Raw genomic sequence first — 12,465 nt, forward strand, 5'->3', positions numbered from 1 at the left:
TCAGGAAAGTCTGTCTAGATTATTGAAATTTCAATAACGAATCTTCCCTTCAATCTAAAAGTAATGATCCATTTGATTCTTTCCTAAAACACCAAAGAACAAAAGCACAAGCGCCTTGACCAACATAAGTCGATTCCGACTAGAATGTTATTATTCGGATTGGCTTATGGCCCTAAGGAGCAGGCGTTGAAACTAAAATACTACATATTCGGCAATAAGTAGTCCACAAAATATAAATTCCGTAACATACAAAAAGGCCGCTCAAAAGCGACTAAAAATCGCTTTTGAGGCAACCTTATTTACTGTGCATCTTAAATTCTAGGAATAGTTCACTATAATATGCCTGCATTTTCTTCCCAAGATTTTCGTAAACTTCTAATTTATCCGTTAATGAAGAATCAGGATAGAAACGTTTATCTTCTCTAACTTCCTTATCTAATAACTTAAGTGCTTCTTCATTTGGAGTTGAATAACCAACGTAGTCCGTATTTTGAGCACCATTTTCCGGGTCAAGCATGAAATTGATGAAAGCATGTGCCCCTTCTATGTTCTTTGCTGATTTCGGAATAACAATATTATCGAACCAAAGGTTAGAACCTTCTTTTGGTACTACATAATCTAGATTTTCATTTTCACTCATAATTTCACTTGCATCACCGGACCATACTACTCCAACAGATCCTTCTTCATTAGCCATAAGCATCTTAATCTCATCACCAACGATTGCTTTAATATTTGGAACTAGTTTATCAAGTTTTTCTTTTGCTTCTACTAGCTCTTTTTTATTATGACTGTTTAATGAATAACCAAGTGTATTTAATCCCATTCCGATTACTTCACGGGCACCATCGACTAATAATATTTCATTTTTTAAGTCAGGATCCCATAAATCATTCCAGCCTGTAATTGTTTTACCATTCAACATTTTTTTGTTGTAAACAATACCTACAGTCCCCCAAAAATATGGGACAGAGTACTTATTTTCCGGATCAAATGGTAAATTCATAAAACGACTATCAATGTTTTTTAAGTTCGGAATTTTACTATGGTCCAATGGTGTTAACAAATTTTCCTCTTTCATTTTTGATATCGCATATTCAGAAGGTATAGCAATATCAAATACAGTGCCACCTTGATCTAACTTAGCAATCATAGCTTCGTTCGAATCAAAGGTTTGATAGACCACTTTATATCCTGTTTCCTTTTCGAATTTTTTAATTAAATCCGTATCAATGTAATCTCCCCAGTTATAAACGGAGATTGTGTTACCACCAGAGTAACCTTCGGACGCATTCAATTCTGAAATCCAAAATAATAAGCCAAAAGAAACAACAAAAACAGCTATAAATACTTTCGTTATCTTACTCATTTTCTTATTCCAGCTCCTTTCGGACGACTATTGCGCTGATTAATGAAGTAATAGCCTATTACTAATACGATCGTGAATAAGAAGATCAGAGTAGATAATGCATTAATTTGTAGAGATATTCCTCGGCGTGCCAATGAATAAATTTCTACTGATAAAGTAGAGAATCCATTACCCGTTACGAAAAATGTTACAGCAAAATCATCTAAAGAATAAGTTAAAGCCATAAAAAATCCTGCAAATATACCAGGAGTGATATATGGAATCACAACTTTTGTTAGCACGTTCCACTTACTTGCACCTAGATCAAGTGCCGCATCTATTAATGTTGGACTCATCTCTTGTAGCTTTGGCAATATCATAATAACAACAATTGGGATACTAAATGCAATATGAGAAAGAAGTACAGAAGTAAACCCAAGTTTAATTCCAATTATCGTAAATAGAATTAAAAAAGAAGCACCAATAATTACATCAGGACTTACGATTAACACATTGTTTAAAGATAGCATTGTATTTTTTGCTTTAGAATTTTTCACATACATAATGGACAGAGCACCTAACAAACCGATAATCGTCGCAATTGCTGCTGACAATAAAGCAATAACAAGCGTATTTAACACTATAATTAATAAACGTGTATCTTGAAGTACTTCTTTATAGTAATCTAATGTAAATCCTTCAAATCCTGACATGTTTCCACCGCTATTGAAGGAATAAAACACAAGATAAAATATAGGCGCATATAAAATTATAAATACAATAGCTAAATACAGTCTCGAAAGCTTGTTATTTTTTCTCATGCTTCATACCTCGCTTTCGATTTCTTGTAAGAGCCATAATGATAAACATTGTTATGATTAAAAATACCGCAATCGTTGAACCCATTCCCCAATCTTGTGTAATAAGGAAATGCTGCTCAATAGCTGTACCAAGTGTTATAACACGGTTTCCGGCAATTAATCGCGTAAGCATAAACAGTGACAATGCAGGAATGAAAACCGCTTGGCACCCAGCTTTAACACCATCAATTGTTAAAGGAAAGATAACTCGCTTAAACGTTACCCAATTGGAAGCACCTAAATCATTCGATGCATAAACTAACGAAGGATTTAATTTTTCAAGCGCATTGAATATCGGTAATATCATAAAAGGAATGAAAATATATACTGATACAAACACAAAGCTAAAGTCTGTGAATAATATTTGTTTTTCCCCTAATCCAATTACCTCTAAAAAGGCGTTAATTGGTCCGTATGTTCCGAAAATCCCCATAAACGCATACGCTTTTAATAAAAGGTTAATCCATGAAGGCAAAATAATAAGCAATAACCATAATTGCTTATGCTTCGTTTTCGTTAAAAGATATGCAGTTGGATATGCAACTAAAAGTGCAAATGCTGTAATTAAAAAAGCATACCAAAACGAACTCAAAGTCATTTTCAAATAAACAGGTGTAAAGAACTTTTGGTAATTAACGAAGGAAAAATCTCCTTCAATATTAAAAAACGAAAAGTAGACAACAAGTAAAATCGGTGCAACTACGAATAATAACATCCATAAATAATATGGAATAGCATATAGTACTCGATTACTCTTCATGTTCTGCCTCTTCATACGCCTCTAAGCGCGCATCAAACTCTTCTTCTGTTTCACCTGGCACCATAACATGGATGGATTCAGGATCAAAATACAAGCCTATTTGTTCACCTACAGTAGCCTTTTTCGTTGAATGTACGAGCCATTCGTTACCATCTTGGTCATAGCAGGAAATTTCGTAATGAACACCACGGAATAATTGAGTATCTACTCTTACTTGTAATTTACCTTGTTCAGGAGATGTGATTTCTAAATCTTCTGGTCTAATTACAATTTCAATCGCCGCATTAGGTTTTAAACCAGCATCGACACATTCAAACTGTTTACCAGTAAATTCAACTAAATAATCTTCTATCATTTTGCCTTTAACTATATTCGACTCTCCAATAAAATCTGCAACGAAACGATTTATTGGCTCATCATAAATATCAATCGGTGTACCACTCTGCTCAATGTTACCTCGATTTAGAACAAAAATTTCATCACTCATCGCAAGTGCTTCTTCTTGATCGTGTGTAACAAAGATAAATGTAATACCGAGACGACGTTGTAATTCTCTTAGTTCATATTGCATTTCTGTACGTAGTTTTAAATCTAGAGCTGATAAAGGTTCATCTAACAGGATAACCTCTGGTTCATTTACAATCGCTCTAGCAATAGCAACACGTTGACGCTGACCACCAGACATCTCACTAATTTCACGATTTTCGTACCCTTCAAGGTTTACGAATTTCAATGCTTCGCGAACTTTTTGATCAATGACATTATTTTTCATTTTTTTAATTCGTAAACCAAATGCAACGTTTTCAAATACGTTTAAATGAGGAAATAATGCATAATCTTGAAAAACAGTATTTACTTGACGACGGTTTGCCGGTATATTATTCACAAGCTTACCATTAAAATATATTTCACCTTTTGAAGGCCCAATAAAGCCTGCAATAAGACGTAAGATTGTTGTTTTCCCACAACCTGAAGGTCCTAATAGTGTATAAAATTTACCTCTTTCAATTTCAAAGCTAACGTTATTTAAAACAGGTGGATCATCATCGTATTGTTTCGTAACGCCATTAAATCGAATAATAGTTTTTTCTGTCATTATCGGTCTCCTTTTCTGTATATTCCCCTAAACTACTTCGTTATTTTTTATAAGAAAAGCGCTAGTGCAAAACCATCTTAGTGACCCACAACCTTTTAGCCTCAAGTAGCAATCGCGCTGGCTAAAAGTTCGTTCTTTGCTTGCACCCAAAAGGCACAACTAAAATCCATAGTCATTCTAGAAAATTGTACACGCTCATACTATAAATAAGAATCTGTAGCTACTAGCAATAATTGTGTTTTACCTGAGGATGCATTAACAATTTGATGCTGATCAGATGCGTGAAAGTAAATAGCTTCACCAGCTTTTGCATAGTATTCACTTTTTCCTAGGTTTACTTTAACTTTCCCTTCTAATACAAAACCAAACGTCTCAGATAACGAAGGCTCAAAAACTTTAAACTCGCCTTCTTCACTAAACGTTAAAATGATTGGCTCCATTTCCTTTTCGTTGCTTTCAGGAACTAACCATTGAATGTGATAGCCTCTTTCTTCATCTTCATAGCATGTTTGATCTTCTTCTCCATATACCACTTTCTGTATATGATCTTCCTCATTAAAGAAATCTTTAGGTGAACAGCCTAATACTTCAAGTAAGCTAAAAAATGTTTCGATGGAAGGTGAACTCAAATCGCGCTCCAACTGAGATATGTAGCCTTTACTTAAATCTGTCCTCTCACCTAATTCTTCTTGTGTTAAGCCTTTTTTTAATCGTAGATTTTTTATTTTTCTTCCGATTTGCATGATTGTATAACCTCAATCGTGTTTAAAGTTAGTAAACTTCTAGTAACTATTGTTTATTATTACGTAACTCGGAGTTTACTTTTACAACTAGTTATTATACAAGAATTTAACAAAACTTCAATAATATTTTTTCATTTTCCTCATATATTTTTGAATCAAATTTCAAATGGATTTCACAAGTATATTCCCATTACATATCTCTAAGATATTCGACCCAAAACGCTTCCTATTATTGGATATTTTTTCTTTTTTTAATAACTGTTTTGACATGCTTTGTTGCCTTTTAACAAATAGTAAATATAGATTCAATTCCACTCCAAGATGTCACTTTCTGCAAGACGAACAGTGCACCTCCTTGGTGTAAGGCACGAAGCAATCGTTTTGAGGCAATAATACCAAAGAATTTTAACACAGCCCATTCTTAAACAAACATTCTTTTAAATGAATGGGTAAATGTAACAACATAACTTTTTATATGAAAGGTTCATACTACTAGTACATATGAAAAAACCTTATAATACAAATCCACTAATGATAAAATCTAATAAGTTATTCCCATAAAATTCCGATATAATTGGTATAGACAACTAGATGTATATATTGATAAAATCAAGATAAGGACTATAAATATTCCATTCATGCAATATAAATATGTACTTAATTTGAGGGGGATCACCATGACAAAAGTATCTTCAAGCATCTTATTAAAAAATGCAGACATTTATTTAGAAAATGAAATTATTTCAAACGGATATGTTCTTCTTTCAGATGGAAAGATTACCGAAATTGGTGCCGCTGATTCACTTCAACCAAACTCATTTTCCGACGCTAAGATTATCTCTTTAGCAAATGGATCAAAGGTCATACCTGGATTTATCGACGTCCACATTCATGGTGCCGGTGGAGCGGATACTATGGATGCAACACCAGAAGCACTTCATACAATGGCTGTTCATCTTCCACAAGAAGGAACAACCAGCTTTCTTGCCACTACAATGACTCAAGCACCAGGTAACATTGTTAAAGCATTACAAAATGCTGCATCATATCAAAAAGAACACGATCAAACCGGATTAGCAGAGGTAGTTGGCGTTCATCTTGAAGGACCTTTCATTAATCCGAGCAAAAAAGGTGCGCAACCTGCAGAATACATTATCGATCCTAATGTAGAAGTCTTTAAAGAGTGGCAAAAAGAGGCAGACGGAACAATTAAATTAGTAACTGTCGCTCCTGAAATGCCAAATGGAATGGAATTTATTCAGTATTTAGCAGAAAACAACGTTACTGCTTCTATCGGACATACCGATTCTGCTTACGCTGAAGTTAAAGATGCAGTTAGTGCAGGTGCAACACAAATAACCCATTTATATAATGGCATGCGCGGTCTACATCATCGCGAGCCTGGAACAGCTGGAGCTGCTTTATTATTTGATGAATTAAAAGTAGAACTAATTTCAGATGGCATTCACATTTGTCCAGAAATGATTCGCTTAGCAATCAAAGCAAAAGGTACGGACGGTGCATTATTAATTACTGATGCGATGCGTGCCAAATGCCTAAAAAATGGACGTTATGAATTAGGCGGACAACCTGTAATTGTTGGAGATGGAAAGGCAACACTTGAGGATGGAACTCTTGCGGGAAGTACCCTAAAAATGATTGATTCCGTTAGAAACATGTTGAAATTTACTGATCTTACATTACATGATTTGATGAAACTTGCCTCAATCAACCCTGCAAAACAAATAAGAATGTTCGATACAAAAGGAAGCATCGAAATCGGAAAAGATGCTGATATTGTAGTCTTAAACAATGATTTAGATATTGAAATGACAATTTGTCGTGGTGAACTAGCATATAAAAAGGATGATAAATAATGACAATACAAGAAATAAACTCTTCTAAAAAGGTGAATACAATGATATTTGAAATTATTCGTGCAGAAAACTACGAAGAAATGAGCCGTATTGCTGCAAAAAGAATTATCGGTTTAGTGGAAAGAAAACCAAATGCTATTTTAGGTTTAGCAACAGGTAGTACTCCTGAAGGACTTTACAAAACATTAATTGAAGATCATAAAACCAATGGAACTTCTTATAAAGAAGTAAAAACTGTGAATTTAGATGAATATGTTGGACTAGACAAAGAGGATAAAAACAGTTATTTTACTTTCATGAGAGAAAAATTGTTTAACTATATTGATGTAGACTTAAATAACACGAACGTTCCTGATGGTACAGCAACTAATATGGAAGAAGAAGCAGCTCGTTATGAAAAATACATCCATGACATCGGTGGAGTAGATCTACAAATTCTAGGAATCGGCCATAATGGACACATCGGTTTCAACGAACCTGGTACTTCTTTCAAAAGCAAAACACATACAATCAAGCTTGCTGAAAGAACTCGTGAAGCAAATGCTCGTTATTTCAACAGCATTGATGAGGTACCTACTGAGGCCATTACTATGGGAATTCAAAGTATTATGGACAGTAAGGAAATTATCTTATTAGCATCTGGTGCTTCAAAAGCAGAAGCTATCAAACGTCTTATTTACGGTGAAATCTCAGAGGAATTCCCAGCATCAGCTCTACGTTTACACAATAAAGTAACAATTATTGCCGACCAGGATGCTTTACAATTAATCTAAGTGTCCGTTCAAGGAGCTGTAGAAAAATGATTGATAAAAAGTCACCTGTTCCAATTTATCACCAGCTTGAAGAGCTAATTAAACAACAAATTGATTCGGGTCAGCTACAACCTAATCAAGCTATTCCTTCTGAACGTGAATTTACGGAACAATATCAAATAAGCCGAATGACAGTTCGACAAGCATTAACAAACCTTGTAAATGATGGATTACTTTATCGAAAGAAAGGTACAGGTACATTTGTTAGTGAGCGAAAGGTTGAACGGGTAATGCAAGGTTTAACAAGCTTTTCAGAGGATATGATTGAAAGAGGATTGACACCTAGTAGTGAAATTCTATCTTACGAAGTTGTTCCTGCTAGCCCTTCTGTTTCTCAAAAACTGGAGATTGATGTTGAAAAACCTGTATTACAAATTGAAAGAATTCGATTAGCTGATGACGTACCAATGGCTATCGAAACAGCCTATATGCCATTACATCTAATTGAAGGATTAACTAAGGAACTAGCTAAAGACTCTATTTATCAGTTCATTGAAGAAAAATTTTCGCTTAAAATTGATGTTGCCGATCAAGAACTTGAAGCAGTTGCCGCTAGTGATTATGATGCTAAGCATTTGCATATAAAAAAAGGTAGCCCCGTATTAAAAATCATACAGGTTACTTATTTAGAAGATCGAACACCGATTGAATATGTCAAATCATCTTTTCGAGCTGATCGTTATCGTTTCTATAATCAACTTAAGCGACAATAAGAAAAACCGTTACCAATCCTTTTTAGTATAATCATTATCTCAGTGAAAAGGTAAATCCATTTAACCTTCCATTCCATGATATGGAATCAAAAAGGAATGGCTTATAGCCGAGCAAGGCAGACATTTGTCTTGGTCCCAAATTATATTTCTAATCTTATAAGAAAAGCGGAAGCGCCTCGGTTATGCGCTTAAAAAACATAAAAAACTTGTCTTGAAATGTAACAAGACGAGTTTTTTCTTATTTAAATAAACGCTTTTTTATTCTTCTCTTCTCTTTCTAATCTCTTTTTGTACTTTTCTAAGTGCTTTTTTTGATCCTCTTTCCAAATCATGCTGTAACTTTCTCTCTTGAAAGCTTGTAAACAGTATATTTAAATCATAACCTTCTGGATATAATTGAGTTGCCTTAATATCAAGTTGAATTCGCTTCACATTCACTTCTATCATTTCATTTTTATAAAATAAGACAACATTATTATATTTATCTAACGGCTTATATACGATGGCATAATCATTTTCTTCCAAAAGTTTCACTCTATCACCTATTTCATAATTGTAATGCACTTCCGGAAGAATTGCCTCCACTGTAGGTTTTTTTATTTTATTTTCTTTCACAGTATCAAAGTTATATGCCTTATTCTCAATATATAATTCCGCTCTCTTTAATACATGTTCACGTATATTCATTCTTCGAGAGATCCAAAGGGCGTTACTATCTCCAGATTTACCGATTAGAAGCTTATACATAGGCTGTAGTGCCTCGCTATTAAATAACATTGCAGCGTTCATGAAGTCATCATGCATTTCAGAATATCGTTTTATTTCACCATAATGGGTAGTAGCAATTGTTATACATCCCATATGGTAAAATTCTTCTAGTATCGCAATCGCTAACGCAGCACCTTCATTCGGCTCTGTGCCACTTCCAATCTCATCGAACAATAGAAGCGTATTATTATTAGAGGCTCTCATAATCTCAGAAATATTCTTCATATGGGAAGAAAATGTGCTTAATGCATTTTCTAAGCTTTGGTTATCGCCAATATCAACAAATACATTATCGAAAATCGCGATTTCTGTTCCTTCTTTAGCAATAATATGAAGACCAGACATAACTGCTAATGTTAGAATTCCAATTGTCTTTAGAACAACTGTTTTTCCACCAGCATTCGGTCCCGTAATGATTAAACTTCGATAATCTTGACCAATCTCAAAATCAAGTGGAACAATATCTCCTTCTAATAATGGATGCTTACTGTCTACTAATTTAATAAAGCCATGATTATTTAGTTTTGGTTCCATACCATCTGTACTCTTACTATATTTGGCTTTAGCAAAAATCATATCGTATTGGCTAATACATTCGATATTAATTCGAATTGCATGAATCGCCTCATAAATAGTGCCTGATAAGGTAGCCAGTATTTGATATTCTTCAACGGATTCCTCTGATTTCAAACAAGCTAGTTCTACATTAAGTTTTGAAACAGCAGCCGGTTCCATAAACACAGTTGAACCTTTTGAGGATATTTCAACAATAGTTCCTGCTACTTGATTTTTAAAAGAAGCCTTAATTGGAATCGTAAAACGATCATCTTTCTTACTAATATAGAATTCTTGAATGAACTCTTTATTCGCACCGCTTTTCAAAAACTTATTAAGTCGTTCTTCAATTTTTTCTTCTGTTTTAGCCATTTGATTCCGGATACGTTTTAGTTCTCTGCTAGCATTTGAATCTACTCGACTGCCTTTGATAGCAAATAATATACTCTCTTCAATATCGCGAAATTCAGTCATAGAAAAGGCATACGAATGAAGTACAGGAGCAAAAAATTCTTTATCAGCCATAAACTTTTTAATTCTCCTACAACCTCTCAAAAAATCAGATACAGCTGTTAATTCTATTGGTGTTAAAACCATACCTTTTTCTAACTTTTCAATATGACTTGCTATATTAGATATGCCCGTTAATGGCAAATGCTTTTCAGCATCTAATAACTTCCTAGCTTCACTCGTCTCTTTCAAACGATTTTTCACTACTTTTATATTAGAACTTGGCTGTAACTTATCAATTAATGCTTTCCCTAAGCCACTAACACAATAGCTTTTTACTTTCTCTTTTAATTCGTTATATTGTAATTTATCAAAAGTCATAGTATTCATTTTTATTTTCCTCATTTCTGAATTGTACAAGCTTCCCTTTAGCACCGTATAATCTAAGATCACTTAGACTTCATTTAATAAACGTCTAGAACCACAAGAAACTCAACATGGGATTTAGATAATAAAATAGCCCGCAAAAGCCTTTCCTACCATACCAATTAGCATAATTGGATAGAAAGCTCCTGCGGGCATAAGCCTTGTAACATAAACTAAGGCACAATATCGCCTTCCCACACAAAATGAATAAGGGTACTAGAAACCCTTTGAACAAAAAGCATGGTAGGACAAATCCCACCATGCTTTACGCCTTAACATTCTACATGTTAAACGAATATATGGAAAAGGAAGCAGTCTTATAGTAGGTATTCAACAATGTTGGTAAACATTATTGAAAAAAGGCATTCTTAATAAACTGGAATAAATCCAGAAATTAAAATCCTTATTCAACTAAAATTTAGTTGATACCTACTCCCGACATACTTCACCACACCTTTTTATAATATGTGATTAATGTAACATGTATTATTCCTTTCGTCAAACAATAATTGGAAAATGAGTCATTTAACTAGCCTTAAAAACACGTTCACCCTTCATTTTCATATACCTATACATAACCATGCAGAGTAGCATTAACACCATACTCCAGCATCCCATAAAAATTGTCTGATTGATATTAGACCTGCAAACATGATTGCAACGAGAACGACAATACTAAACAAGCCTGCAAAAATCACAATCAAAAATGCTGCACTTTGCTTTATCGTATCGGTAACCTCATTAGTCCAATCAAAATTTGGGAATTTCAGATTAACAACGATCCCAACGTCATAAGTTAGTGGAACAACAAAAAGCATTAAGCTTTCAACAAAACTCATGGGTACTGTAATAGTGACCTTTAGCTATAGAACAAGTACTTATACACGCTTTCCTCAACAAAAAGCCTTCCATTTTTTACGGAAGGCTTTTTGTATTGCATTTCATTTTATTTTTCGATAACCATTTCAAAGTAGTCCCAAGGCTTAATATAGTCTAAAAGGAATACTTCCTCCTCAACAATTCTTCCAATTACGTTTTTACGTCCATCATTTTTCATCGGAAGGCGTGCGATTTGAAGTTCTCCTTTGTATTGTCCGAAATCATTATTACCCATCAATACATCGCCTTTTTGAATATCATAATTATTGTGTTTTGGAAATGCTTCTGTCTTATACTTCACACGACTTTGTGTAGAACGAATAAGATATTCAGACACATCACCGCGGTTGAAATGTATTTCCTTTTCCACAATTAGCTTCTCTAGATCAGAAGCTTCTTTGTTCATGTTCACACGGAAAGATAGCTTATTTGGATTTAATTTACTTAAAGCTGCTAATTCTTCTTCTGAAGCATAAGCATTTCCAATAATCACATCATCTACTAAATCCGTTGCAAATAAATGTTTCGCTTGAGTTACAATTGGTAAAGTACGATGCTGTTCTAACGTGCATAAACCATCACTCACTGGCCACGGACCATAAGTTGCAGCCTTAGAAGATACAAACGCAGCCACACGGATATTGTGCTTTCTAAAGAGTTCTGATGTTTCAACAAAATGCTTATAAGAAAGACCAGTATATTCTTGAGGATAGAAGTTATGACATCCAACTAGAGTATCACGGTTTGGACCGTAACTTAAAATTTGCTCTAAATATTTTGTACCGTTACTAATGTTAATTTCAATTTTCAAGCCATACGGATTATGTGTCATTAACGCTTCTTTCTGTCCACCAAATCCTTCATCTAAACGGATTCCTGTTGCACCCATTTGAGCAAACACTTCTAAATTATCGTATGATGCCCCTAAAGTAGGGAAAACGTGTGGCGCGACATCTAAAATGACTTCCATACCTTCATTACGAGCATGTGTAATAATATCTGTGAACTCCTCAATAATGGCTTCTTTACTTCCTTGAACAGATAATAAACATGTAAAAATACGTTTAAAACCATATTTAGCTGCTAATGAAATATACTCTTTGTCTTTTTCTCTTGTACTATGTTCTGGGTAAATTGAAATACCTAATTTTCTCATTTCCTACACCTCAAATATTAAT

11 protein-coding genes are annotated in these 12,465 nt (G+C 34.1%); 3 read left to right on the forward strand and 8 right to left on the reverse strand.

What is annotated here, in order from left to right; genetic code table 11:
* Positions 1-295: 295 nt before the first annotated feature.
* From BN349_RS20330 to BN349_RS20350, 5 genes are all read right to left on the reverse strand, one after another.
* Complete coding sequence (locus BN349_RS20330) at positions 296-1,369, reverse strand: ABC transporter substrate-binding protein (RefSeq protein ID WP_019244150.1); 1,074 nt, start codon at positions 1,367-1,369, stop codon at positions 296-298.
* The gene (locus BN349_RS20335; RefSeq protein WP_019244151.1) at positions 1,366-2,169 is read right to left on the reverse strand and encodes an ABC transporter permease; all 804 of its coding nucleotides are present in this window, start codon (positions 2,167-2,169) and stop codon (positions 1,366-1,368) included. Before BN349_RS20335 ends, BN349_RS20330 begins: the two co-directional genes overlap by 4 nt.
* Positions 2,156-2,968, reverse strand: coding sequence for an ABC transporter permease (locus tag BN349_RS20340; protein WP_019244152.1), 813 nt, complete (start codon positions 2,966-2,968; stop codon positions 2,156-2,158). The genes BN349_RS20335 and BN349_RS20340 overlap by 14 nt, the downstream gene beginning before the upstream one ends.
* Positions 2,958-4,064 (reverse strand): ABC transporter ATP-binding protein, encoded by a 1,107-nt coding sequence (locus BN349_RS20345; protein ID WP_019244153.1) that lies wholly within the window; start codon positions 4,062-4,064, stop codon positions 2,958-2,960. Before BN349_RS20345 ends, BN349_RS20340 begins: the two co-directional genes overlap by 11 nt.
* Before the next feature lie 200 nt (positions 4,065-4,264).
* Positions 4,265-4,807, reverse strand: a complete 543-nt coding sequence (locus tag BN349_RS20350) for a helix-turn-helix domain-containing protein (protein WP_019244154.1) — start codon at positions 4,805-4,807, stop codon at positions 4,265-4,267.
* A 677-nt stretch (positions 4,808-5,484) separates the two neighbouring features.
* Here BN349_RS20350 and nagA point away from each other — a divergent pair.
* From nagA to BN349_RS20365, 3 genes are read left to right on the forward strand one after another with little or no spacing between them, the layout of a single operon-like run.
* Positions 5,485-6,684, forward strand: a complete 1,200-nt coding sequence (gene nagA / locus BN349_RS20355) for an N-acetylglucosamine-6-phosphate deacetylase (protein WP_019244155.1) — start codon at positions 5,485-5,487, stop codon at positions 6,682-6,684.
* On the forward strand, positions 6,684-7,457 hold the full coding sequence (nagB, locus tag BN349_RS20360; RefSeq protein ID WP_019244156.1) for a glucosamine-6-phosphate deaminase: 774 nt from the start codon (positions 6,684-6,686) through the stop codon (positions 7,455-7,457). The genes nagA and nagB overlap by 1 nt, the downstream gene beginning before the upstream one ends.
* 26 nt (positions 7,458-7,483) lie before the next feature.
* Positions 7,484-8,209, forward strand: a complete 726-nt coding sequence (locus tag BN349_RS20365) for a GntR family transcriptional regulator (protein ID WP_019244157.1) — start codon at positions 7,484-7,486, stop codon at positions 8,207-8,209.
* 258 nt (positions 8,210-8,467) lie between these two features.
* On the opposite strand, the gene BN349_RS20370 is transcribed toward BN349_RS20365, so the two are convergent.
* The 3 genes from BN349_RS20370 to BN349_RS20380 all read right to left on the reverse strand — a co-directional run bounded on the left by BN349_RS20370 (position 8,468) and on the right by BN349_RS20380 (position 12,443).
* Positions 8,468-10,372: an endonuclease MutS2 gene (locus tag BN349_RS20370; RefSeq protein WP_019244158.1), complete on the reverse strand. Its 1,905-nt coding sequence runs from the start codon at positions 10,370-10,372 to the stop codon at positions 8,468-8,470.
* A gap of 629 nt (positions 10,373-11,001) precedes the next feature.
* A complete protein-coding gene (locus BN349_RS20375; protein WP_148335093.1) occupies positions 11,002-11,247 on the reverse strand; it encodes a hypothetical protein in 246 nt (81 codons plus the stop codon).
* A 107-nt stretch (positions 11,248-11,354) separates the two neighbouring features.
* Positions 11,355-12,443 (reverse strand): DUF871 domain-containing protein, encoded by a 1,089-nt coding sequence (locus BN349_RS20380; RefSeq protein WP_019244160.1) that lies wholly within the window; start codon positions 12,441-12,443, stop codon positions 11,355-11,357.
* Positions 12,444-12,465 lie beyond the last annotated feature (22 nt).

Source organism: Bacillus sp. AP8, from assembly GCF_000321185.1.
GTDB classification, from domain to species: Bacteria; Bacillota; Bacilli; order Bacillales; family DSM-1321; genus Bacillus_AD; species Bacillus_AD massilioanorexius.

What these genes read in the sequence shown, in the direction of transcription:
- BN349_RS20330 (WP_019244150.1), bottom strand. Translation starts at nt 1,369, where the DNA reads ATGAGTAAGATAACGAAAGTATTTATAGCTGTTTTTGTTGTTTCTTTT.
- BN349_RS20335 (WP_019244151.1), bottom strand. Translation starts at nt 2,169, where the DNA reads ATGAGAAAAAATAACAAGCTTTCGAGACTGTATTTAGCTATTGTATTT.
- BN349_RS20340 (WP_019244152.1), bottom strand. Translation starts at nt 2,968, where the DNA reads ATGAAGAGTAATCGAGTACTATATGCTATTCCATATTATTTATGGATG.
- BN349_RS20345 (WP_019244153.1), bottom strand. Translation starts at nt 4,064, where the DNA reads ATGACAGAAAAAACTATTATTCGATTTAATGGCGTTACGAAACAATAC.
- BN349_RS20350 (WP_019244154.1), bottom strand. Translation starts at nt 4,807, where the DNA reads ATGCAAATCGGAAGAAAAATAAAAAATCTACGATTAAAAAAAGGCTTA.
- nagA (WP_019244155.1), top strand. Translation starts at nt 5,485, where the DNA reads ATGACAAAAGTATCTTCAAGCATCTTATTAAAAAATGCAGACATTTAT.
- nagB (WP_019244156.1), top strand. Translation starts at nt 6,684, where the DNA reads ATGACAATACAAGAAATAAACTCTTCTAAAAAGGTGAATACAATGATA.
- BN349_RS20365 (WP_019244157.1), top strand. Translation starts at nt 7,484, where the DNA reads ATGATTGATAAAAAGTCACCTGTTCCAATTTATCACCAGCTTGAAGAG.
- BN349_RS20370 (WP_019244158.1), bottom strand. Translation starts at nt 10,372, where the DNA reads ATGAATACTATGACTTTTGATAAATTACAATATAACGAATTAAAAGAG.
- BN349_RS20375 (WP_148335093.1), bottom strand. Translation starts at nt 11,247, where the DNA reads ATGAGTTTTGTTGAAAGCTTAATGCTTTTTGTTGTTCCACTAACTTAT.
- BN349_RS20380 (WP_019244160.1), bottom strand. Translation starts at nt 12,443, where the DNA reads ATGAGAAAATTAGGTATTTCAATTTACCCAGAACATAGTACAAGAGAA.